Annotated in this window: 26 protein-coding genes and 1 other RNA gene; 11 read left to right on the top strand and 16 right to left on the bottom strand. The window is 66.8% G+C overall.

Features of this window, described 5'->3' with window-relative positions:
* Positions 1–8: 8 nt before the first annotated feature.
* From C560_RS0112390 to C560_RS0112360, 7 genes are all read left to right on the top strand, one after another.
* On the top strand, positions 9–725 hold the full coding sequence (locus C560_RS0112390) for a metal-dependent transcriptional regulator (protein WP_026538450.1): 717 nt from the start codon (positions 9–11) through the stop codon (positions 723–725).
* Positions 726–737: 12 nt separating this feature from the next.
* A complete protein-coding gene (locus C560_RS0112385; RefSeq protein WP_051533133.1) occupies positions 738–1,187 on the top strand; it encodes a fluoride efflux transporter FluC in 450 nt (149 codons plus the stop codon).
* Entirely contained in the window at positions 1,187–1,555 is a 369-nt protein-coding gene (locus C560_RS0112380) for a fluoride efflux transporter FluC (RefSeq protein ID WP_026538448.1), read from the top strand. Before C560_RS0112385 ends, C560_RS0112380 begins: the two co-directional genes overlap by 1 nt.
* Before the next feature lie 87 nt (positions 1,556–1,642).
* Positions 1,643–2,014 (top strand): hypothetical protein, encoded by a 372-nt coding sequence (locus C560_RS0112375; RefSeq protein ID WP_018775275.1) that lies wholly within the window; start codon positions 1,643–1,645, stop codon positions 2,012–2,014.
* Positions 2,015–2,061: 47 nt separating this feature from the next.
* Positions 2,062–2,196, top strand: coding sequence for a hypothetical protein (locus C560_RS23965; protein ID WP_018775274.1), 135 nt, complete (start codon positions 2,062–2,064; stop codon positions 2,194–2,196).
* A gap of 304 nt (positions 2,197–2,500) precedes the next feature.
* Complete coding sequence (locus tag C560_RS0112365) at positions 2,501–2,965, top strand: DUF6325 family protein (protein ID WP_018775273.1); 465 nt, start codon at positions 2,501–2,503, stop codon at positions 2,963–2,965.
* A 39-nt stretch (positions 2,966–3,004) separates the two neighbouring features.
* Entirely contained in the window at positions 3,005–3,352 is a 348-nt protein-coding gene (locus tag C560_RS0112360; protein WP_197026151.1) for an SHOCT domain-containing protein, read from the top strand.
* A gap of 98 nt (positions 3,353–3,450) precedes the next feature.
* On the opposite strand, the gene ssrA is transcribed toward C560_RS0112360, so the two are convergent.
* The 13 genes from ssrA to C560_RS0112295 all read right to left on the bottom strand — a co-directional run bounded on the left by ssrA (position 3,451) and on the right by C560_RS0112295 (position 13,964).
* Positions 3,451–3,819, bottom strand: a transfer-messenger RNA (tmRNA) gene (gene ssrA, locus C560_RS23010).
* A 111-nt stretch (positions 3,820–3,930) separates the two neighbouring features.
* Positions 3,931–4,401, bottom strand: coding sequence for an SsrA-binding protein SmpB (smpB, locus tag C560_RS0112355; RefSeq protein ID WP_026266743.1), 471 nt, complete (start codon positions 4,399–4,401; stop codon positions 3,931–3,933).
* A 112-nt stretch (positions 4,402–4,513) separates the two neighbouring features.
* Entirely contained in the window at positions 4,514–5,917 is a 1,404-nt protein-coding gene (locus C560_RS0112350) for a M23 family metallopeptidase (RefSeq protein ID WP_026538446.1), read from the bottom strand.
* A gap of 26 nt (positions 5,918–5,943) precedes the next feature.
* Positions 5,944–6,858 (bottom strand): permease-like cell division protein FtsX, encoded by a 915-nt coding sequence (gene ftsX, locus C560_RS0112345; protein WP_018775246.1) that lies wholly within the window; start codon positions 6,856–6,858, stop codon positions 5,944–5,946.
* Positions 6,855–7,676 carry a cell division ATP-binding protein FtsE gene (gene ftsE / locus C560_RS0112340; RefSeq protein ID WP_026538445.1) on the bottom strand — a complete coding sequence of 274 codons (822 nt, stop codon included), beginning with the start codon at positions 7,674–7,676 and terminating at the stop codon, positions 6,855–6,857. The genes ftsX and ftsE overlap by 4 nt, the downstream gene beginning before the upstream one ends.
* A 206-nt stretch (positions 7,677–7,882) precedes the next feature.
* The gene (prfB, locus tag C560_RS0112330) at positions 7,883–8,998 is read right to left on the bottom strand and encodes a peptide chain release factor 2 (RefSeq protein WP_018775243.1); all 1,116 of its coding nucleotides are present in this window, start codon (positions 8,996–8,998) and stop codon (positions 7,883–7,885) included.
* 153 nt (positions 8,999–9,151) lie between these two features.
* Positions 9,152–9,565 carry a pilus assembly protein TadG-related protein gene (locus C560_RS0112325; protein WP_026538444.1) on the bottom strand — a complete coding sequence of 138 codons (414 nt, stop codon included), beginning with the start codon at positions 9,563–9,565 and terminating at the stop codon, positions 9,152–9,154.
* 35 nt (positions 9,566–9,600) lie between these two features.
* The gene (locus tag C560_RS0112320; RefSeq protein WP_026538443.1) at positions 9,601–10,053 is read right to left on the bottom strand and encodes a hypothetical protein; all 453 of its coding nucleotides are present in this window, start codon (positions 10,051–10,053) and stop codon (positions 9,601–9,603) included.
* The gene (locus C560_RS0112315; RefSeq protein ID WP_026538442.1) at positions 10,034–10,459 is read right to left on the bottom strand and encodes a TadE family protein; all 426 of its coding nucleotides are present in this window, start codon (positions 10,457–10,459) and stop codon (positions 10,034–10,036) included. Before C560_RS0112315 ends, C560_RS0112320 begins: the two co-directional genes overlap by 20 nt.
* A gap of 3 nt (positions 10,460–10,462) precedes the next feature.
* Entirely contained in the window at positions 10,463–10,714 is a 252-nt protein-coding gene (locus C560_RS0112310; RefSeq protein WP_026538441.1) for a hypothetical protein, read from the bottom strand.
* A 234-nt stretch (positions 10,715–10,948) separates the two neighbouring features.
* Positions 10,949–11,890, bottom strand: coding sequence for a type II secretion system F family protein (locus C560_RS0112305; protein WP_026538440.1), 942 nt, complete (start codon positions 11,888–11,890; stop codon positions 10,949–10,951).
* Entirely contained in the window at positions 11,887–12,741 is an 855-nt protein-coding gene (locus C560_RS0112300; protein ID WP_026538439.1) for a type II secretion system F family protein, read from the bottom strand. The genes C560_RS0112305 and C560_RS0112300 overlap by 4 nt, the downstream gene beginning before the upstream one ends.
* A complete protein-coding gene (locus C560_RS0112295; protein ID WP_026266742.1) occupies positions 12,741–13,964 on the bottom strand; it encodes a CpaF family protein in 1,224 nt (407 codons plus the stop codon). The genes C560_RS0112300 and C560_RS0112295 overlap by 1 nt, the downstream gene beginning before the upstream one ends.
* A 291-nt stretch (positions 13,965–14,255) precedes the next feature.
* Between C560_RS0112295 and C560_RS0112290 the strand changes: the two genes are divergently transcribed.
* Positions 14,256–16,757, top strand: a complete 2,502-nt coding sequence (locus C560_RS0112290; protein ID WP_026538438.1) for a lysozyme — start codon at positions 14,256–14,258, stop codon at positions 16,755–16,757.
* A gap of 136 nt (positions 16,758–16,893) precedes the next feature.
* Here the strand turns inward: C560_RS0112290 and C560_RS0112285 are convergent, their stop codons facing one another.
* From C560_RS0112285 to C560_RS0112275, 3 genes are read right to left on the bottom strand one after another with little or no spacing between them, the layout of a single operon-like run.
* Entirely contained in the window at positions 16,894–18,303 is a 1,410-nt protein-coding gene (locus C560_RS0112285) for a sugar nucleotide-binding protein (RefSeq protein ID WP_026538437.1), read from the bottom strand.
* A gap of 3 nt (positions 18,304–18,306) precedes the next feature.
* Positions 18,307–19,305 (bottom strand): dTDP-glucose 4,6-dehydratase, encoded by a 999-nt coding sequence (gene rfbB / locus C560_RS0112280; RefSeq protein WP_026538436.1) that lies wholly within the window; start codon positions 19,303–19,305, stop codon positions 18,307–18,309.
* A gap of 31 nt (positions 19,306–19,336) precedes the next feature.
* Positions 19,337–20,092, bottom strand: a complete 756-nt coding sequence (locus C560_RS0112275) for a glycosyltransferase family 2 protein (protein WP_026538435.1) — start codon at positions 20,090–20,092, stop codon at positions 19,337–19,339.
* A 95-nt stretch (positions 20,093–20,187) separates the two neighbouring features.
* Between C560_RS0112275 and C560_RS0112270 the strand changes: the two genes are divergently transcribed.
* The 3 genes from C560_RS0112270 to C560_RS0112255 all read left to right on the top strand — a co-directional run bounded on the left by C560_RS0112270 (position 20,188) and on the right by C560_RS0112255 (position 22,688).
* The gene (locus tag C560_RS0112270) at positions 20,188–21,438 is read left to right on the top strand and encodes a hypothetical protein (protein ID WP_026538434.1); all 1,251 of its coding nucleotides are present in this window, start codon (positions 20,188–20,190) and stop codon (positions 21,436–21,438) included.
* A 123-nt stretch (positions 21,439–21,561) separates the two neighbouring features.
* Positions 21,562–22,314: a glycosyltransferase family 2 protein gene (locus C560_RS0112260; protein ID WP_043423040.1), complete on the top strand. Its 753-nt coding sequence runs from the start codon at positions 21,562–21,564 to the stop codon at positions 22,312–22,314.
* Positions 22,314–22,688: a DUF2304 domain-containing protein gene (locus tag C560_RS0112255; protein ID WP_026538433.1), complete on the top strand. Its 375-nt coding sequence runs from the start codon at positions 22,314–22,316 to the stop codon at positions 22,686–22,688. Before C560_RS0112260 ends, C560_RS0112255 begins: the two co-directional genes overlap by 1 nt.
* Positions 22,689–22,690: the final 2 nt, after the last annotated feature.

Here is a 22,690-nt window from a genome sequence, read left to right as displayed (position 1 = left end):
TTAGGTCTGTGAAGACCAGTACGCCCTCCTCCTCGATCGAGGACTACGTCAAGGTCATCTATTCGTTCACCGAGTGGCAGCACAAGCCCATCACCTCCACGCAGCTGGCGCAGCGCCTGGGCGTCGCCAACTCCTCGGTTTCGGAAATGGTCCGCAAACTCAAGGACCAAGGCCTCGTAGACCACAAGCCCTACAGCGCCGTCACGCTCACCAGCGATGGAGTCCGGCTCGCCCTGTCCATGGTCCGGCGGCACCGGCTGATAGAGACCTTCCTCGTCCGGGAGCTCGGGTACCGCTGGGACGAGGTCCACGACGAAGCCGAGCTCCTGGAGCACGCCGTCTCTGACACCTTCATTGAACGGATGGCGGCCAAGCTGGGGAACCCTACCCGGGACCCACACGGCGACCCCATCCCGGCAGCGGACGGCTCGGTGCTGATGCCCGCCGCCCACCGCCTGAGCGAACTCGACGACGGCCACACCGGCCGGATCACCCGGATCAGCGACGAGAACCCTGAACTCCTGCGTTATCTCGCCGCCGAGGACATCGACCTCGACGCCGAAGTGGAGGTGGTGGGCCGGCGGCCCTTCGGCGGCCCCATGGTGGTGCGGATCGGTTCCGCCGCGGCACCGCGCGAATTCGATTTCGCCGACGAAGTCGCCTCGGCCCTCTGGGTCCACAGCGAAGCCGCGCACGCCGGCTGCAGCGTCCCCGGCCATGAGTGAAAAGGGGGCTGAGTGAAGGGTGCGCTGGACGAGCGCCGGGCCGTGCCGCGCCCCGGTGTCCCGGGCTGGAAGGCCTGGTCCGCCGTCGCCGTCGGCGGGCTGATCGGAACCGAGCTGCGTTTCGGCGCCGGCCTGATTTTTCCGGAAAGCGCCGGCGCGGTGCCGTGGACCACATTGGCGATCAATGTGTCCGGGAGTTTCATCCTGGCCACGCTGACCACTCTCTGGATCGCGCGGCCGCAAACGGCCTTCTGGCTGCGGGCCGGCATCGGCCCCGGCCTTCTGGGGTCCTTCACCACCTTTTCGGCGCTGGTGATAGCCGTTGACCAGCAGATCCGCGGCGGCTTCCACGCCACGTGGCTGGCTTACCTCGGGCTCTCGCTCGTCCTGGGCCTGGGGGCGGCGGCGGCCGGCTGGAAAACCGGCAAGGCGATTGCCGACCTCCGCGGAGGTGCCCGATGATGACCGCGCTCGTGGTCGGGGCGTGCGGGGTGGCGGGCGCACTCCTGCGGTTCGCCGTCGACTCCTGGTTTGCGCACCATCAGGGCTCCCGACCGCACTGGCCCTGGGCGACTTTTACGGTCAACGTCGTCGGATCCTTCATCATCGGCTGGTCCGTCGGCCTGACCGGCCACCTGGAGCTGGGCGCCGACTGGCACGCCGCGATCGCAACCGGTCTCGCCGGGGGCCTGACCACCTTCAGCTCATGGACCACCGCGACGGTCCGCCTGGTCAGCGAAGAGCGGTACCGGGCGGCGGCGCTCAACATCGGCTCGAACCTCCTCGCGGGGCTCGCGGCCGCGGCGCTGGGACTTGCCCTCGCGGGCTGAAAACCTCAGCCAGCCGTCGGTGTGTCGAGCGTTACACCGGGGCGTTCGGGTGGCTTCGGGCCGCCGTCGTTCCCGTATCGTTGAAGGATGGTTACCCGACGCGAAGCAGCCCAGATCCTCGACATTCCCCTGGAAATGGCGCATCGCCACGGCATCCCGCCCCGGCTGTCCGAGGCTGAGCTCGGCGAGCTACTGGACAACCCGCCGGCGTGGCTGGTCCAGTCCAAAGCAAACCGCACCGGCAAGCGGCCCGTCTGGGTCCAGCTCACCTGCGCCGTCTGCGGATTCTCCGAAGCGGCCCGGCCCAAAAAATGGTGGCCGGACTTCACCTATGTCTGCTGCGCGCACCACGAGGAACGCGACATCCCGGTGCTCGGGCCCGGGCTCGTGCGCAGCGTGTACGACGGCGTCGGCAGCCGTTTCGCAGGGATCGTGGACGCCGCGGTTCCGGAGGCGTAGCTTAAAAGTCGGGGCTACTCCTGGCCCCTGCCGTGAGGGAGAGCACCATGCCTGACAAGACGCCGCACCAGAGCGTGTCGAAGAAGTCGGTTAAAACCATCAAGGAAAAACGGGCAGAGAAAAAGGCGAAACACATCGTTGATGCCCACACCGACCCAGTGGCACACATCAAGAAGCGCTGAAAAATCGAGAGGCCGGAAGCCGTTGCTTCCGGCCTCTTGTTGTGTGGCCCTGACACATGCCGGAGCGTTGGGGGGCTCACCCGAAATGGATGATGTGACAATCTCCGGTTGGCGCTTTAGTGGGTCTTGGGATCCAACCGCGAGGTCCGGTTCCAGCCCATGTCCGCGGGCCAGTTCCAACCGTTGAGCGGGTGCGGGCCGCCATCGGAATCATTCGACGCGGGTGGTGACGGCCCGGCGGGGACCGCCCACACTAAGACCAGTGCGCCAGACAGCGTGCTCGACACAGACCGGAGGAATACCAGTGACAACCACACCGGAGACTGAGGCCCACGGGCCGGTCGACTTCGTACTCCTGGAGTTCCCCGTATCGGGGTTAACGGGACAGGCGAGTGAGGAACTCGTTAAGCTCGTCGAGCAGGGCGTGATCCGCCTCTTCGATCTCCTCGTCGTCATGAAGAATGACGACGGATCTGTCGAGGTGCTCGAACTGACCGACCCAGGCGGTCCCGCGGCGGGGTTCTCCTACTTCGAGGGAGCCCGGACCGGGCTTTTGGGCGACGATGACATCGCCGAGGCATCGGCCGCACTGCTCCCCGGGACGGTGGCCGCGCTGATCGTCTACGAGAACACCTGGGCCGCCCCATTCGTGGCGGCTGTTCGGGACAGCGGCGGCGAACTCATCGCGAGCACGCGGATCCCTGCGCCGGACGTGATGGAAGCACTTGATGCCCTTGACGCCGCCGCACCTCCGGTAGCCGACGCCTAAGACCTGACGCAGAACAAGAGATGTGAGAGGAGAAGAATCATGGGACTTCTTAGGGGTGTGGCACGGACGGCAGTCGTTGCCGGGACGGCCAGTGCAGTCAGCGGCCGGGTCCAGCGCCGCCAGGCCAACAAGTTTGCCGAGAAGGACGCCGCGACGGCGGCCAAGCAGCAGGAGGCCTACGATGCGCAGATGGCCCAGCAGCAGCCACCGCCACAGGAATACCAGCAGCCTGTCTACCAGCAAGCGCCGCCCCCTCCTCCCCCGGCCGCCGGCGGCATATCCAACGAAGCGCTCGAGCAGCTCAAGCAGCTCGGGGCGCTGAAGGAGCAGGGGATCCTCACCGAAGAGGAGTTTGCGGCCCAGAAGGCGAAAGTCCTCGGCACCTGACGTTGGCGTGTCGCGTAAGCACAAAACTCCCCGCCGGCAGAAGCCGGCAGGGAGTTTTGTGAACCCAATACGGGGTGGAGCACCGTTGCCGGGCCCCTATGTGGAGATGGGGGGAATTGAACCCCCGTCCGATGTCGTGTTGTCAGGGCTTCTCCGGGCGCAGTTTGCGTTGGATTTTCTCGGCCCCAGCCATGCTGCAAACAGCTGGCTGATCCGGGCCCAGTCATCTAAGAGTCCCGTTTACCCCGATGACGGAGGTAAACAGCAGTGGCTATCTAAATGACGCCAGGATCCGGGGCAATAGCAACCTCGGGCTGACGGACTGTCTTACTGCTTAGGCAGCGAGAGCGAAGTCAGTGCGTTTTGATTCGGCACTTATTGGTTTGCAGACAGCGTTTACGAGATAATTCTGCATCCTCGGCCCGCTTCACCTGTCGCGACTAACATCGTCGAAACCGATCATCCCCGTATTTTTTTATCAAACCCGGACCGGACACTTTCGAATCCTTCCCGGACTACCAATCATAACGCACCGCCTCCGGGAAACATTCCCGGAGGCGGTGACAGCCTGCGCCGCGCTAGCGGCGGTTGCGTTCGCGCATGACGCGCTGGGCCTCGCGCTTGTCCTGCTGTTCGCGCAGCGTCTGGCGCTTGTCGTATTCCTTCTTGCCGCGGGCGACGCCGATTTCGACCTTCGCGCGGCCGTCCACGAAGTACAGCTGCAGCGGCACGATCGTGAAACCCGACTCGCGGATCTTGTGCGAGATCTTCGTGAGCTCTTCGCGGTGCAGCAGCAGCTTGCGGCGGCGGCGTGCGGCGTGGTTCGTCCAGCTCCCCTGGTGGTACTCGGGGATGTGGATGCCCTCCATCCACAGCTCGTCGTTGTAGAACGTGCAGAAGCCGTCCACCATCGAGGCATGGCCCTCGCGCAGGGACTTCACTTCCGTGCCCATCAGCGCGATGCCGGCTTCATAGGTGTCTAGGACGTGGTAGTCGTGCCGGGCCTTGCGGTTGGTGGCCACTACCTTACGGCCACTTTCTTTGGGCACGGTAGGACTCCTCGGTTTGTTGGTGGTTCACTCCGGCCTGGTGGTGCGGAGTCTTTCCAGTTTACGGCAGGGCGCCCGCCTCAGCGGATGGCCCGCCGGACGGCCCGCCGGACTACAGCAGGTTCATCGGGTCCACGGCCCGTCCGTTAAGCCAGGTCTCGAAGTGCGAGTGGCAGCCGGTGGAGTTGCCGGTGGTGCCTGAATAGGCGATCAGCTGCCCCCGGTTGACGTGCTGGCCGACCGAGACCGCCACGGAGGTGTTGTGGTAGTAAATCGTGGTCAGCGAGTTGCCTTGGACCACCCCGTGGGAGATCTTCACGTTGTTGCCGCCGCCGTCGTTGGCCCAGCCGGCCGAGAAGACGGTGCCGGCGGCCGCGGCGTAGACCGGGGTGCCGCAGGCGGCGCCGAAGTCGATGCCGGTGTGCATGTAGCCGCCCTGGCCGTAGAAGTCGATGGTGCCCGGCGGCGTGGCACGCCAGCCGAACCCGGAGGTGATCGGAATATTGCCGGGGAACGGGTGCTGCAGCCCGAAGGCCGACGGTGAGCCCTGGGCCGGCGGGACATACGGCTGGACGGCCTGGCCCTGGGCCCGGGCGGCGGCCGCCGCGGCCTCTGCAATGCGCCGCTGCTCGGCCAACCAGGCCTCCCGCAGCTTCCGGTCACGTTCGACGATTTCGGCGGCCACGGCGTCCTGCTGCGCCTTGACCTTGGCGAGCTGGCTCTGGATGCCGGGCTTGGCGGCCTGGAGCTGGGCGTCGAGCCGGGTGGTGTCGGCGATCAGCTTGTCCACGGCGGCCTTCTTGGCTGCGGCTTCGTCCCGGGCGGCCTTTTCCCGGGCCAGCGCGGCGTCGGCTTTGGCCTTGAGGTCGGTGATTTCAGCTTCGACGGCGGCCAGCCGGGCCTGCGCGTTGACGTTGGTGGCGCTCTGCTGGGTGAGCTTGTCCATCGCGGAGTTCTGGCTGCGCAGGGCCTGGTCCGCGAGGTCGATGGTGTCCGTGAGGCTGCTGCCCTGGTTCGATCCGAAGAACAGGGAAAGGTTGGACGGGACGCCGCCGGACTTGTAGGCCTGCGTGGCGATCTGTCCGATCAGTTTCCGGGTGTCCGCGATCTTCTGCTTGTCCGCTTCCAGCTGCTGCGTGATTTTTGCCTTGTTCTGCTGTGCCAGGTCCACGCGGGCCGCGAGGGCCTGCACTTCCTGGACCGCGCCGGCCACGCGGCCCTGGGCGTCCGTGAGGGCCTGCTGGGCGCCGGGGAGCTGGCCCTGGTACAGGACCAGGTCTGCCGCGGCCTGGGCGATCCGGCCGTCCACGAATTCGAGGGAGTGCTGGACCCGTGCGGCCTCCTCGCGCAGCGCGGCCTGCTGGTCCTCGAGGTCGTCGGCGAATGCCGCCGGGCCCGAGGCCCCAATGGTCCCGGCCAGGACCAGCGCCAGGGTGGCGCTGATCATCCGGCTGCGGCGCCCCACCAGGCGGTGCCGGAGGGACTGCCGGAGGGGGCGGCGGGCCATCGGTGTCATAAGCATTCCCTTTTCGTTGCGCAAAGCTAGACCCGCAAGTACCGGCGGAGGGTCAGCAGGGAGGAAATTCCGGCCAGGACGACGCCCAGGCCAATCAGGGCAGGCACCAGGATCAGCGTCTGCCCGGGCGAGATGAACGCGGTGTCCGGATACTGCTTGGACATCACGCCTTCGAGGAAGAAGTGGGCCACGGCCCACAGGGTGCCGGAGGCCAGGGCCGCACCGATCACCGCGGCGATGACGCCTTCGAGGATGAACGGCAGCTGGATGACCATCTTGGACGCGCCCACCAGGCGCATGATGCCTGTTTCCCGGCGGCGGCTGAACGCGGAGAGCCGGATGGTGGTCGCGATCAGCAGGATGGCGCAAATGATCATGACGCCGGCGATGCTCACGGCCACCAGCGACGCCGCGTTCATGGCCGAGAACAGCCGCTCCAGCAGCTGCCGCTGGTCGATCACGGTCTCCACGCCGGCCTGGGAGGAGAAGGTCTCGGAAATGATCTCGTACTTTTCCGGGTCCTTCATGTTGATCCGGAAGGACGCCGGCAGCTGGTCCGGGGTTACGGAGTCAACGATCGGGGAATTGGAGAACTGTTCCTTGAAGTGCTTGTAGGCGTCGTCCTTGGACTCGTACTGGAAGTCGTTGACGTACTGCGCCACTGCGGGAGACTGCAGCAGCGTGCGCAGGTTGTCCTCCTGCTCCGGCGTCGCGGGCCCGGTGGCGCAGCCGGGCGCCGTCGAACCGTCACTGCAGAGGAAGATGGCCACCTGGACTTTGTCGTACCAGTAGCCCTTCATCTGGTTGATCTGCAGCTGCAGCATGCCGGCGGCACCGACGAAGGTCAGCGACACGAAGGTCACCAGGATCACGGAGATCACCATGGACAGGTTGCGGCGCAGGCCGCTGCCGATCTCGCCCAGGACGAATGCAAGCCTCACGCCTGGCCCTCCCCTGCGGTGCGGAATTCGGCGCGGGCTTCGGCGCGTGACCCGGCCCGGGGCGGGAGAACTTGCGGCTGTTCGTCCCGTCCGCTGGCGTCGCGCAGGCGCCGCGACTGGCCCACGACGGGAATCATGGAGGTGTAGAGGGCCTTGGCCTCGTCGCGGATGACGACCCCGTTCTTCAGTTCCACCACCCGTTTGCGCATTTCGTTGACGATGTCGTCGTCGTGCGTGGCCATCACCACGGTGGTGCCGTTCTGGTTGATCTTGTCCAGCACGCCCATGATGCCCATCGAGGTGGTGGGATCCAGGTTTCCGGTCGGCTCGTCGGCCAGCAGGATGCCGGGTCGGTTCACGACGGCGCGGGCGATCGCCACGCGCTGCTGCTCGCCGCCGGAGAGCTCGTGCGGGAGCCGGTTTTCCTTGCCTTCCAGGCCGACGGTCTTCAGGACCTCGGGGACGGTGTCGCGGATGACGCTGCGGCTCTTGCCGATGACCTGCATGGCGAAGGCGACGTTGGCGAAGACGGTCTTCTGCGGCAGCAGGCGGAAGTCCTGGAAGACGACGCCGATTCCGCGGCGCAGGCGCGGTACCCGCCAGCTGGAGATGTTCGCGACGTTCTGGCCGGCGACATAGACGGCGCCGGAGGAGGCGCGGTCCTCTTTGAGGACCAGGCGCAGGAAGGTCGATTTGCCGGAGCCGGAAGCTCCGACGAGGAAGGCGAATTCGCCACGGTCGATCTCAAGGTTGATCGAATCCAGCGCCGGCCGCGCCTTCTGGTCATAGACCTTGGTGACATTTTCGAAACGGATCATGGCCCTTAGTACCCTGCAGGACGAGGCCGCGGGGGCCCGGTTCTGCTGCCGGCGCAAGGGCTTTCGTTTGGGGGAAGTAGAGCTCCGGCCCCTCGACTATACGCACGGGTAACGGCGGATCGGCCGGAACGGCGGGGCGTGTCGCGCGATTGTCAGGGACCTCCCAGCGGTGGCTCCCAGCCGGGCGCTCAGTCGATGCGGCAGGCCTATTTCTCGGCGTTGCGGTTGTCCGTCCGCCAGCGGATCCCGGCGTCGATGAAGTCGTCGATTTCGCCGTCGAACACGGCCGAGGTGTTGCCGACCTCGTGCTCGGTGCGGAGGTCCTTGACCATCTGGTACGGGTTGAGGACGTAGGAGCGCATCTGGTCGCCCCAAGAGGCTTTGACGTCGCCGGCGAACGCCTTCTTCTCGGCGTCCTCCTGTTCCTTCTTCAGCAGCAGGAGCCGGGACTGCAGCACCCGCAGGGCGGCGGCGCGGTTCTGCAGCTGCGATTTCTCGTTCTGCATGGACACCACGGTGCCGGTGGGGATGTGGGTCAGGCGCACGGCGGAGTCGGTGGTGTTGACCGACTGGCCGCCGGGGCCGGAGGAGCGGAAGACGTCCACGCGGATCTCGTTGTCCGGGATGTCGATGGAGTCCGTCTGCTCGATCAGCGGAATCACTTCCACGGCGGCGAAGGAGGTCTGGCGCCGGCCCTGGTTGTCGAAGGGGCTGATCCGGACCAGGCGGTGGGTGCCGGCCTCGACGCTGAGCGTGCCGAAGGCGTACGGCGCCTTGACCTCGAACGTGGCGGACTTCAGCCCGGCTTCTTCGGCGTAGGACGTGTCCATGATGGTGGTCGGGTAGCCGTGGCGTTCGGCCCAGCGCAGGTACATGCGCAGCAGCATCTCGGCGAAGTCCGCCGCGTCCACGCCACCGGCGCCGGCGCGGATGGTCACCACGGCTTCGCGCTCGTCGAATTCGCCGGAGAGCAGGGTGACGACTTCGAGGTCGGCGAGCGCCTTGCGGACCGATTCGAGTTCCGCGGCGGCCTCGCCCATGGAGTCGGCGTCGTCCTCGTCCTGGCCGAGTTCCACAAGGACCTCGAGGTCGTCGATCCTGGCCACGAGCTTGTTGAGCCGTTCGAGCTCGGTCTGCTTGTGCGAGAGCTTCGAGGTGATGACCTGGGCGGCGGCGGGGTCGTCCCACAGATTGGGTTCACCGGCCCGTTCGCTGAGCTCGGCGATGTCTTCCTTGAGCGCCTCGACGTTCGAGACGTTCTCGATGGACGCATAGGTGGCCCGCAGCGCGCGGATTTCAGCGGGAAAATCAATGTTTGCCATGGTTTTTTAAGCCTACGCTATGTGTCCTAGCCCCCTGACCCGCCCCTGACCCGCCCGCTTGCCCTACAGCCGGTTGCCCTATCATTTTGGGTTGCCTGCAGGCCTGGTTGGCAGCATCTAGTAATAGGGCAACCGGAGTGATGGGCCAGAAGCTCAGCGGCTGAGGCGGGAGCGCGCCGTCGACGTCGCCTCGATCCGGATGCCGTCCGGCACCAGGAAGTTCACCACCGGCGGGTGGACAGCTGCGCTCAGCACCACGACGGCGGTGGCACCGTCCGGGCTGCCGGTGGACGGCGCCACGGCCAGGGCGCTGAAACGGCCGAATGCGCCGTTGCGGCCCAGATAGTCGACGGCGGCGCTGCGCACCCTCGCCCCGCTGAGGACGGCGGACGGTGTACCGCCGGCGTTGCCCAGCTGTCCGAGCGTGAAACTGTCCGCGGCGGCCACCGAGGCGCCGTCCGCGACGGAGAGCAGTTTCTTGTGTTCGAGGTAGACGCTGGAGGCCGCCATCACGACGGTGGCGACCAGCAGGGCAATCAGCATGAAGCCGATGCTCAGCACCAGCACCTGCCCCTCCTGCCGGCGGGCCCGGGGCCGGGCTCTCACCGGAACCTGCCCACCAGCTGGGTTGCCGACGCGCTGAGCTGGCTCGCGTTCAGTTGCAGTGCGTCGCTGAACGGCACATACGGCAGGGGCACTGAGAGGTGGACGGTGACTGTCACCGCCGAACCGGGAGCCAGGCAGTCGGCGGGCTCGCAGCGGGTGTCGACGCTGGCGTTTTCCGCCGGTTGGCCGTAGTCGGCGAGCGCCAGCAGCACGGCTTGCTCGGCGGCGGCCCGTCCACTGGCCGCGTCCGGCTGGGCAACGTAGACCTTGGCGGCCTGGTCAGCGGCGCCGACCACCGCGAACGACCCGCCCTGGATCTGAGCCACGGTGATGATGAAGTACACCAGCGGCACCATCAGCAGCGCGGACAGGAAGACGAACTCGACCACGGCGCTCCCCTCTTCCGCCGAGGTGCCGGGCTCCGGCCATTCAACGCTGGATTGCCGCATGGCCCTTCACCTCCAAGAGCGCCCGGGGACCGATGAAGCCGATGACCGGCAGGGGTGCCCGGACGGTCACCTCCAGTGTGCGGATGCCCTGGAACGTCGATTCGCTCGTGGCCACGTCCCGGGCGAAATCCGGGTTGAGCGCCGCGGTGATCAGCTGGACAGTCCGGTCCCTGGCGTCCCCGTCGTTGCGGTCGGCCAGCGTGCCGTATCTGGCGCCCGAGGCGGCGGCGTCGATCAGCGTATTCCGGACGTGAAGTACCAGGGTGAGCTGGACGATCGCGAGGAAGAGCAAGGTGAGCATGGCACCGATCAGCACGAAGTCCACCACGGCGGCGCCGCGCTGAACATCCTTGCGGTCCTGCCGGTCGGTACTGTGGCGCCCGGTCCCCCCGCCCTGGGCCGCCATTGCTTACTGTCCGACCTTGTCCATGGCCTGGTTGAAGAGTCCCTCCAGAGCAGGACCGGCAAGGGCGAGCAGGGCGGCCACGAGGACAGCCGACATGAGGGTGATCATGACCCAGCCAGGGACGTCGCCGCGCTGGGGATGGGCGACTCCCGCGTCAGGATGGTCCCCCACCCGCAGTCGCGACGGAGCAGACCACCAGGTCAACATGCTGAGCGCGCAGGCTGCCAATGCCGCCCGGGTTCCGAAGTTCTTCACCGTGTCCTCTTTCCTGGTTTTGGTTTTTTGGTTTTTCTGTCTTTCCGGAGTCCTGTTTTGGATCTGATGGTTCATGGTGTGTCGCCGGCGGGTCGTGCTGCACGCCAGGCTGGCCGGCGGACTGCAGGGCGATCTTCGTATCCTGTTCCCTCCTCGTATGACTTTTCTTGGGTCCTGCCCGTGCCGGCCGGGTGGGCCGCCGCCGGCTGTTGGTCGTCGTCGTGCGCCAGGCGCCTAGAGTCCGAGACTGATGGCGGCCAGACCGGGGAAGACGGCGAAGATGACCGTGAGCGGAAGGACGCCAAAGACAAGCGGCACCATCATGCCGATTTCCTTCTTGCCGGCAGATTCCATGAGCTCCCTCTTGGCTGTGTCCCGGACATCCTGTGCCTGCGCCCGGAGGACGTCGGCGAGGGGTGTTCCACGTTCGACGGCCACGATCATCCCGTCCACGAAACGGAGCAGCGGCCCTTGATCGGTCCTGGACGAGAACTCGTGGAGGGCTTCCACGAGGGGCTTGCCGGACCGGGTCTCGGCGAGGACACGGCCGAATTCCTGCGAGAGCTCACCCCGTGCGCTGCGGCAGACCCTGTCCAGGGCACCGGTGGCACTTTCGCCGGCGCTGACAGCCAGGGCCATGAGTTCGGCGATGCTCGGAAACTCCGCCATCATCCGCGCCTCCCGTTTCTTGATGTGCGCGCCCAACAGGTAGTCCCGGAGCAGGAATCCGCCGATGGCGCTCCCCACGACGGCCACGACGGCGACGAACGGACTGAAGCGGCCGACCGAGCCGGCGAGCGCCACGACTCCTATCGCCAGGACGAAGCCGCCCGCCGCCCAGAGGAGCTGTTCAGCCCGGAAGTCCACGGCTGTTTTGGCGCTGCCGGCGCGGGCAAGCCTGCGGTTCAATGCTGTGGCGCCAAGGTTGATCCGGCCCAGGGACCTGGCACCGTCCCGGATCGCCGGGCGGAGGATTCGTTCCAGCGGCCCAAACGGCGTGACATTCCGCGGGGCGGTGCGTAGAAGCCTGGATTCCAGGTTGTGGGTTCGCAGTTGCGGTTCGATACGTTCCACGAACGTCGTTGGGCGCATGAAGGGCAGCCGGACGAGGAACAGCCAGAGTCCGGCCCCGAGCACAGCCCCGCACACCGTGGCGCCAGCCATCAGTCCGGTCATCGGAGGACCCGCTGTTCTTCCGGCAGCGCCCCGATGCGCAGCATGAGGGCGTAGGACACCAGGGAGACGGCAAGGCCGCCCAAAAGGACGGCAGCGCCGACCGGGGTGTTGTACGCCATCACGGCCTCAGGACGACTGGCCAGCAACACCAGGACAATCCAGGGCGCAGCGACCGCGAGGCGTGCGGCGTTGACGGTCCACGACTGCCTTGCCTCCAGTTCACTCCGGGTCCTGGCACTCTCCCGCAAGAACTCCGCGAGGGTGCCCAGCAGCCTCCCGAGGTCCGAGCCGCCCACCTCCCGGGTGAGCCGGAGGGCCTCGACAATCCGGTCCGCCACGGGATCGGCCAGACGGTCCTTGAGCCGGGTGAGTGAGGGATCGAATTGGCCTCCCGACCGGTAGTCGGAGCCAAAGTCCACAAACACGTGGCGAAGCTCCACAGGGCCCTTGTCGCCCAGCTGGATAAGGGCCTCCGGCAGTGACAGGCCGGCCCTGATGGCTGAGCGCAAATGATCAACGACGTCGGGCCAGAGCTGGCGGAGGACAGCCATGCGCTTTCTGGCACGCCACCGGACCATCGCCATTGGCAGCCAGCCGCCAAACAGGCCAAAGCATCCCGAGATCGGCCAGGACCCGGTGACTGCGAAGAACGCGAGCGTTGTGAAAGCACCGAGCCCAAGGCACGAGGCGAGCAGCCCTGTTGCGCTGACCTTTTCGATGCCCGCCGATCGCAGGAGGTCCTCAAGCCGGCTGGTCCGGGGCTTGCGCGGCACGCTCTCAGGCTTCTCCCATGCGGACCACCAGATCAGCAGGAGGCCGGCGCCGCCCAGCATCCCCACCAGCGGCGCCATCACCGCTGCTCCAGCAGCGCTGCGACGTCGTAGCCGGAGCGGGCAAACTTTTCCGCGGCGGGCATGGAGTTGGCCTTGGGCAGAAGCTGCCCGTCCGACATCGTGAACACCATGGAAGACTCGATGATCCCGTTTTCCACCCGCCGGCCCAGGGACAGGATCTCGGTGACCTGCCGGCGCCCGCTGGCGTGCCTGCTGCAATGGACCACCAGGTCGATGCAGGACGCGACAGTGGGAACTACGAACGCACTCGAGATGTTGTCGCCGGCGAGCAATGGCAGGGTACAGATTTTTGTCACGGCGTCGTGGGCGGAGTTCGCATGTACGGTGCACATCCCGGGAAGCCCGGAATTCAAAGCGATGAGCATGTCCAGGCTCTCGGCCTCCCGGACCTCCCCGACCACCAGCCGGTCCGGCCGCATGCGCAGGGCCTCCTTGACCAGGCGGCGCAGCGGAATCTCGCCCTGCCCCTCCAAATTCGGCTGACGGCACTGTAGACCGACGACGTCGCGGAGCGGCAACTGCAGCTCAAAGATTTCCTCCACCGTTATGACCCGCTCGCGGGTACCGATGCTGGCGGCGAGACAATTGAGCATGGTGGTTTTGCCCGCCTGGGTGGCGCCCGAGACCAGGATGTTGAGGCCGCTGGCGACGGCCGCACCGAGGAACCTGGCCGCCTGCGGGGTCAGCGTGCCCAGCTCCACCAGGTGCTCGAGCCGGCTGGCTTTGACCACGAACTTGCGGATATTGATGGCCCAGTGACGCCGGGTGACGTCCGGGATCACGACGTGCAGCCTGGAGCCGTCCGGGAGCGCCGCATCCACAAACGGGGAGGACATGTCCAGGCGCCGGCCCGAGCTCTTCAGCATCCGTTCCACAAGGTCCCGGACCTGCTGGTCCGTCAGCGAAACAGAGGTCAGCTCCGATTCGCCATTGCGCGCCACATAGATTTCATTCGGGGCGTTGAGCCAGATTTCCTCGATGCCCGGGTCGTCCAGGAGTGGCTGGAGCGCGCCGAAGCCCGCCACAGCGTCGAAGACAAATCTCCGGGCCGACTCCAACGGGCCCAGCGGGGGCAGCGGCGCCAGGAGGGCCCGTTCGTCGTAGTCGCTGACCGCCGCCTCGACCAGGCGCCGGACTTCCCCGGACTCCCGCAGGGGGTCAAGGCCCCGCCGGCGGATCAGTTCACGGACCTCGTCCTCAACAATGCGTACAGCCTCCACGCGGACCCCCATATGACTGCCGCCCCTGTGCCGGGGCGATGGGGTTAAAACTAGGGGCGGGCCACCGGCCCGACAAGGGGTGCCGGGCGCCCATGTGGATAACCGGCAGGTTTCAACATGACAACTTTCACTTTGGCAACACTTGAATCACTGGTCTCGGATGTCGGCCGGTGTTAGGGTGAGCGCGTTAAGTCAGACATTCTCTCAGCCCGGCCAGCTCTCCTCGTAGCCCCTCGGGCGCGAGACCGTGTGGCGCGGCTCCCACAGCGTGCCATTGCCCCGGAGCGGAACATGAAGCGCACCCCACATCCCCCCACCAGCCACCGATGCCGCCGGCCCGGGGCCATTCTCCTCGCCGCCACCCTGCTGGCCATCACCGGTGTTCCGGCGCCTGCAACCGCCGTCGAGCCGCCGGCCCCGCCCTCGGCGTCTGCCACCGCGTCCGCCACGCCGGCTGCCACCCCGACGCCGACGGTCACGAGCACCGTTCCGGCGCCATCCGCAACGGCCCGCCCGGCCGCCACGACCGCCCCGGCCCCCTCAGCGTCACCGACCGCAACGCAGGCAGCGGCACAGTCCGCGGCGGCGCCGGACGCCATCAAGGACCGGGCGGCCATGGCCGCCGCGGTCGGCCCCGGTGGTGCCGAGATGGGCCAGCGCTCCGCCCGGGTCAGCGCTCCCTCGCCACTGCTGAAGGCGACCACCCAGTCCGCCGCGATTGAATCGCTCACCACGCAGGGCACGTGGTCGCCGTCGTACGGGGTCAAAGGCCTGGACGTCAGCGGCCACCAGACCAGCGTCAACTGGCAGAGCCAGTGGAACATGGGCGCCCGCTTCGCCTACGTCAAAGCCAGCGAAGGCAACTACTTCACCAACGACTCCTTCGCCGCCCAGTACGGCGGCGCCCGCAGCGTCGGCATGATCCGGGGCGCCTACCACTTCGCGATCCCGAACTGGTCCTCGGGAGCGGACCAGGCACGCTTCTTCGTCCAGAACGGCGGCGGCTGGAGTGCCGACGGGCGGACCATGCCCCCGGTCCTCGACTTCGAATTCAACCCCTACGCCGGCCGCACCATCAACGGCTTCTACTTCGGCAACACCTGCTACGGCATGTCCCCCTCGCAGCTGACGTCCTGGGTGCGCGACTTCGGGAACACCATGCGGGCCCTCACGGGCCGCCTTCCCGTTATCTACACCAACACGTCGTGGTGGAACCAGTGCACGGCCAACGCGCCGGGCTTCGGCGACTACCCGCTGTGGGTCGCGTCCTACCCGCTCTCCGCCACAGACAACGCCGGGCCCGTCCCCTCCAGCTGGAGCGTTTTCAGCATGTGGCAATACAGCAGCACCGGGCCGTTCGTGGGCGACTCCAATATCTGGAATGGCGACTATGCCTCGCTCCAGCGCTTCGCCGGGACGCCGCTGCCCACCGGCTCCTTCGACGATGTCTCCGTGACCCGCGACGGCGCCGCGGTCTCCCTGCGCGCCCGCGGCTGGTCGGCAGACCTGGCCAGGACGTCGTCCTCGATCCAGACCCACATTTACGTCACTGATCCGTCCGGAACCACCAAGGGCTACGCCTGGCAGGCCAACCAGCCCCGGCCGGACGTTGACCAGGCACTCGGTTACGGTCCGTTGCACGGCTTCGACGGCACGGTCCGGATCACAGCTTCGGGTACCTACAAGGTCTGCGCCTACGCCATCGGTTCCTTCGGCAACACACTCCTGGACTGCAAGTCACTCCGGGCCACCGGCGTGGAGGCACCGACGGGGTCCTTCGACAGTTTCGGCCAGGTCCGCACGGCCGACAAGGTCACGCTGCAGCTCAAGGGCTGGGCGGCCGACCTCGCCAACCCCTCGGCCTCCAGCTACGCCGACGCCTACGTCACCGACCCGGCCGGGAAAACCACCGGGTACCGGATGACGGCCAACGTCGCCCGGAAGGATGTCGCGGACGCGACCGGCCTGGGGCTGGCCCACGGCTTCGACTACCAGGTCAAAGCCACCGTTCCGGGATCGTACCGTGCGTGCGTCTACGGGATCGGGCGAAACGCCAACGTGCTGCTGACCTGCAGGACCACAAATGTCCAGGCCAACCCGGCACCGTTCGGCTCCTACGATTCGGTGTCCCTCACCCAGGCGCCCAACGCGGCGAACTTCCAGGTGAGCGGATGGGCACTGGATCCGGTGCAGCCGGGGAAGAGCGTGCCCGTGCACGTCTACGTCCAGTCGCCCAACGGAACCAATCCCGGCTACGCCTTCACCGCAAACCGCCAGCGCCCGGACGTCAATGCCGCGCTCCAAACAGTCGGCGACCACGGTTTCCAGGTCTCGGTCCCGCTGACCCGGGCCGGGAAGTACACCGTGTGCGCCTACGCCATCGGCATCGCCCCGGTCACGGCCGGCAATACGCTGCTGGGCTGCAAGTCCATCAGCGCAAGCCCAACCCCGGCCACCATGGGTTACCTGGATTCGGCCTCGATCCAGGTCGCCAGCGGCAAAGCCTCCATCAGGGCCTCGGGCTGGACCCTGGATCCGTCCTTCCCGGCCTCATCGATCCCGGACCACGTCTACGTGACTTCGCCTGACGGCGTCCGGAAGGGGTACGCCTTCATGGCCGACCAGAAGCGCCCGGACGTCAACCGGGCCCTCGACACGGTCGGAAACCACGGCTTCACGTCATCGGTCCCCATCACCCAGCGCGGCCAGTACCGGGTGTGCGCCTACGGCGTCGCAGTCTCGATGCTGAGCCTGAACAACTCCCTGCTGGGGTGCCAAACGCTCACCTATTAGCCGCGCTGGAAATAGCCGCCCTGGTATTAGCGCCCTGGCTGACGCCGCACCACGCAAAAACACAGACCGGCCCCCGCACATGCGGGGGCCGGTCTGCGTTGTGGTGCCCGGGGGCTGACCGTTAAAGGCCAATAAATCAGGAACCGAGGTAGTCGCTCAGCCGATCCGCCGCGGAGGGAACGGTGAACCCGGTCGCCTTGATCTTGTCCAGCGTGAGGGCGCTGTTCAGCGGCCGCGGCGAGACGGCCTTGCCCTTGAAGTACTCCTCGGTGCTCACACCGGTCACGGCCTCCCGCGGTTTGCCGGAGAGTTCGTAGACGTCCGCGGCGATGTCCGCCCAGGACTGCTGCTCGCCGTCGTTGCTGAGGTTGTAGACGCCGTACTCGGCGCCCGATTCCAGCAGGTGCCGGATGCCGGCGGCGATGTCTTCGGTGAAGCTCAGCCGCCCGATCTGGTCGTCAACCACTGACGGTTCGATGCCGCGCTCGGCCAGTGAGGCCATGGTGCGGACAAAGTTGTTGCCCTCACCGATCACCCAGCTGGTGCGCACAATGTAATGCCGGGGCACCACGCTGACGACGGCGTCGCCTGCGGCTTTGGTCTGGCCGTAGACGCCCAGCGGCGCCACCGGCTCCGATTCGTCGTGCGTGGCGCGCGTGCCGTCGAAGACATAGTCCGAGGACACGTGCACCAGGGTGAGGTCGTGTTCGACGGCGGTGCGGGCCAGCCGCGCCACGGCCGTGACGTTGACCGCCCAGGCGGCCGCGCGGCCCTCGGCCGACTCGGCGGCATCCACGGCGGTGTAGGCCGCGGCGTTGATGATCGTGGAGTAGTTCTTCCAGTTCCGTCCGGCGAAGGCGTCCTCGCTGCCGAGGTCAAACTCGTCCCGGCCGGCAAACTCAACGGACGGGTCGCCGTCGTACTGCCGGCGCAGCGCCTTGCCGAGCTGGCCGTTGGCGCCGACCACGAGGACCTTCTTCGGCGGCATCGGCGTGACGTCCGCCAGGCGCGGGTGCGCCTTGTCCTTGTCCGAGAGCTCGGCCTTCTCCAGCGGCACCGGCCAGCTGATGGCCGCGGTTTCGTCGGCGAGGTTCAGGAACGTGTACTGGCCCTGGGCGTCGGCGGACCAGTGGTCGTTGACGAGGTAGGTGTAGGCGGTGTTGTCCTCCAGCGTCTGGAAGGCGTTCCCCACCCCGCGGGGAATGAAGATGGCCTGGCTGGGGTCCATCTCGGCGGTGAACACGGCGCCGAAGGTCGGGCCTTCGCGCAGGTCCACCCAGGCGCCGAAAATCCTGCCGGTGGCCACGGAGATGAACTTGTCCCACGGCTCGGCATGGATGCCGCGGGTGGTGCCGGCGGACTCGTTGAACGAGATGTTGTTCTGCACCGGACGGAAGTCGGGCAGGCCAAGCGCCACCATCTTTTCCCGCTGCCAGTTCTCCTTGAACCAGCCCCGGTTGTCACCGTGGACGGGAAGGTCGTAGAGGACGACGCCGGGGATCGGGGTTTCGTGCGCTGTGAGCTTCTTCGAGAACTCGATCGACATAATCTACTGGCCTTGTTCCTTGTACTTCGCTTCCGTGGCGGCCTTCTGGGGCCGCCACCAGTCCTCGTTGTTCCGGTACCAGGCGATGGTGTCTTCGATGCCGGCCTCGAAGTTGGAGAACTGCGGCTCCCAGCCGAGTTCCTCGCGCAGCTTGGAGGAGTCGATGGCGTACCGCATGTCGTGGCCGGGCCGGTCCACCACGTGCTCGTACGCGTCCGGCGACTGGCCCATGTGCTTGAGGATCAGTTCGACGACGTCCTTGTTGTTCTTCTCGCCGTCGGCGCCGATCAGGTAGGTCTCCCCGATCCGGCCCTTGGCGATGATCGCCAGGACAGCGGACGAGTGGTCGTTGGCGTGGATCCAGTCGCGGACGTTCTCGCCTTTGCCGTACAGCTTGGGACGGATGCCGTCGATCACGTTGGTGATCTGGCGCGGGATGAACTTCTCCACGTGCTGGTACGGGCCGTAGTTGTTGGAGCAGTTGCTGATGGTCGCCTGCAGGCCGAAGGACCGCACCCAGGCGCGGACCAGCAGATCCGAGCCCGCTTTGGTGGAGGAGTACGGGCTGGAGGGGTTGTAGGGCGTGCTCTCGGTGAACCGCTCCGGGTCATCGAGCTCGAGGTCGCCGTAGACCTCGTCGGTGGAGATGTGGTGGAAGCGCTTGTCGTGCTTCCGCGCGGCCTCGATCAGGGTGTAGGTCCCGATGATGTTGGTGTCCAGGAACGGGCGCGGATCGTGCAGCGAGTTGTCGTTGTGGGATTCGGCGGCGTAGTGCACCACGACGTCGGACCCGGCAACCAGGCGCTCCACCACGGCGGCGTCGCAGATGTCGCCCTGCACCAGCGTGAACCGGTCCGCCGGCAGGCCCGCCAGCGACTCCACATTGCCCGCGTAGGTGAGCTTGTCGAGGACCGTGACGTGGTGGTCGGTGTTCTGCAATACGTAGTGGACGAAATTGGAGCCGATGAATCCGGCGCCGCCGGTGACGAGGAGTTTCTGCATGAGGCCAGCTTACCGAAAGGCCGTTGCCGGCTCAGACCCGCCGGCGGGTCCTCCGGAGGGCTTCGACCATGAGCCGGACCAGCATCACGCGGGCCGCGACGATCTTGGGCAGGGACCGCAGGCCGGCAGGCGTCTGGTTCGATTCGTGGATCCGGCGGTAAATGGTCGACTCGTCGAGGTGGGTTATCGATCCGGCGACATTGCCGCAGATGGCCAGCCAGAGATCGTGTGATTCCCGGACGTAAGCGGGAATGGGGGTGAAGTAGCGGGCAGCCTCCCGGCGGAAGGCCATGCCGCAGCCGTAGTACGCCCGGTACCCGATCAGGATGGCGAACAAGTTTGCCAGGTGCCGCCGCGAGTCCGCGGACTTCAGCCGCGGAATCCAGGGCCGGCTCCCGCCGCCCAACATGTCGAAATTGCTTGCGACCACCAAGGAACCGGACAGGGCAGCGAGCATCAGCTCCAGCCGTCCCGGAATCCAGACATCGTCCTGGTCGGACAGGAACACGTACTCGCCCCGGCTCAGCCGGATCGCTTCCTCGAAGCTGCGCACGTACCCCCGGTTGACAGGCGAGCGGACGAGGTGGATCCGCGGATCATCGATGCCCTCCACGATCGCGGCAGTCTCATCGGGGGACGCATCATCGACCACGACGAGCTCGTCGTCGGGACCCAGCTCGGCGAGGATGGACGCTATCTGCTCCCGGACAAAGGCCGCACCCTTGTAGGTGGCCATGCACACACTGGCCCTGATCTTCGGCGCGCCGGGGCCATTCTCGTCGTTCATGCGAACCACTCTAGGCGACTCCTGGGCCAGGGGCCGGTGCGGGGCAATCGCGTATCATCGTTAGGTCAAGCCCCCCAGCACGAGGACCGTACCGCATGAGACCCGTTCTGTTCAGGCTTGCAGGCTTCACCCTGTTGCCGCTGCTGGCGCTGGTCCTGCCGTTCCTGCTCCTGCCGGTCGTTTCGCGCGTCGTGGGGGCCGCCGGCTGGTCCAGCATCACCTCCGGACAGGCCATTGGCATCTTTGCGTCCACCATCATTCTCTGGAGCTGGAACATCTCCGGCCCGGTCGAGATTGCCCGCGCCGGCGCCTTCCCGCTGCGGGCGGCCCTGTATTCCAGGAGCGTCCGTTCGCGGATCCTGCTCGCGGTGATCGTCCTGCCCGTCATGAGCGTGATCGTCGCGCTCGTGGCCCGTGAAGGTTTCCGCCTCGATGCCATCACCATGGCCTGGGCCACGGCGCTGACCGGATTCTCGCCCGCCTGGTACGGCATCGGCACCGGCCAGCCCCGGATCCTTGCCGTCTACGACACGCTCCCCCGTTTCTTCGCGGCCGTCATCAGCGCCCCGGTCATCCTTCTCACCGGACAGGTCTGGACGTACGGGCTGGTCTCGGTCCTTACGACGCTGGTGGCATTGGTCGCGTTCCACCGCCGGTTCGGCGAACCCCGGACCTGGCTGCCCCGGAGCCCGCGGAAGGTCGTGCGGGAGATCGTCCCCACCGCGGGCACGGCAGGCATCAACTTCACGGGAAGCGCCTACGGCTCGTCCCCGGTTCCGATCGCCACCGCGACGGTGCCGTCCGCCGCAGCCACGGCCGGTTTCGCCTCGGCGGACGCCATCTACCGCCTGGGGCTCTTCACGATTGTGGCGCTCGGCAACACGTTCCAGGGCTGGACCCTGGAGCACGACGCCGCCGACCCGCGGCGCCGCCACTTCGCGGCCATGGCCGCCCACGCGGGCCTGGGGCTTGGGGGCGCGATTTTCCTGACGCTGTTCGGCCCGTGGGTCTCCGGGGTGATGTTCGGCGAAGCCGTCCGCGCGGACACCCTGACCTGTCTGTTCTACGGGGTGTCCTTTTTCTTCATCTCCTCATCAACGCCCCTGATCCGGAACCTGCTGATCCCCGCCCAGCGCCAGAAGTCGGTGCTGATGTGGACCGCGGTTTCCGCCGTCGTCGGCGTGCTGCTCATGATGGCAGCCGGACTGGCGGCCAACGTTCCCGGCGTCGCCCTGGGCATGGCCGTGAGCGAAGCCCTCCTGTTCCTTGGCCTGCTGCGTCCCTCCCTCCGGATCCTGCCCGCGGGCGCCCGAGGCCGGGGCCGGAAGGTAGGATCAGCAGCGTGATCGACAGATGCCCGCGCCCGGTCGCCGCCGTCAACGCCGCATTCCGCAGGGTGATCACCAATCCCGAACCGGACGCCGCCCACTCCGTCAGCCGCCTCCGGGCCGTTGATATATTGGAGAACTATGAAAATTCTTGACTCGACCCGTGTGCTGGTCATAATGCCGGCGTGGAACGAAGCCGAGTCCGTGGGGAACACCGTCCGGGAAGTGCTTAGTGTCGGCCGGCCCTACGATGTCCTGGTGGTCAATGATGGCTCCACGGATGCCACCGCGGCGGTCGCGAAAGACGCTGGCGCCACCGTCCTGACGCTGCCGTTCAACCTCGGGGTCGGCGGCGCCATGAGGGCCGGCTTCAAGTACGCCCAGCGCCTCGGTTACCAGCGCGTGATCCAGGTGGACGCCGACGGACAGCACGATCCCCGCAATATCCACGAGGTCCTGGCAGGCCTGGAGCACGCCGACATCTCCATCGGCGCCCGCTTTGCCGACCGCGGCGACTATTCGGTCAGCGGCCCGCGCAAGTGGGCCATGCAGCTCCTCGCCAAGGTCATCTCAGCACTGGCCAAGACCCGGCTCACGGACGTGACCAGCGGCTTCCGGGCCGCGAACGGGCGCGCCATCAACCAGTACCTGGACCACTACCCCGCGGAGTATCTGGGCGACACCATCGACTCCCTGGTGGTGGCGATCCGCTCCGGCTGCCGGGTGACCCAGGTCCCGGTGGAAATGCGCCCGCGCCAAGGCGGTACTCCCAGCCACAACCCCGTCAAGTCCGCCGTCTACCTCGGCCGGTCCGTCTTCGCCCTCATGTTCGCCCTGACCCGTAAGCGGTCCACCATTTCCGACCCCGCGCTGGCCGCCAAAGGAGCCGTCTAATGGGCAACTGGCCCGCCTTTTTCCTTGCCCTGGCGATCGTCGGCGTCGTCTTCGAGATGCTCCGCCGGAAGAAGCTTCGCGAGAAATACGCAGCACTCTGGCTCTTCGTCGGAATCGGCACGCTGGTTCTGGCCGCATTTCCGAGCCTGCTGACGATCGTGGCCGAACGCGTCGGCGTCCAACTGCCCTCCAATCTGCTGTTCATCATCAGCATCCTGCTGCTGCTCGGTGTCTGCCTGCACTTGTCCTGGGAACTGTCCGTGGTGGAGGACGAGACGCGCACCCTCGCGGAGGAAGTGGCCATCCTCCGGACCATGGTCGAGGACATGTCCGCCCAGGACGGCGACGCTCCGGCGACGCCGACGACGAAGTAGGA

This window comes from Arthrobacter sp. 9MFCol3.1, from assembly GCF_000620385.1.
Lineage (GTDB): Bacteria > Actinomycetota > Actinomycetes > Actinomycetales > Micrococcaceae > Arthrobacter.
The sequence above is the reverse complement of the archived record's forward strand: the minus strand, read 5'-3'. Positions and strand labels throughout refer to the sequence as shown.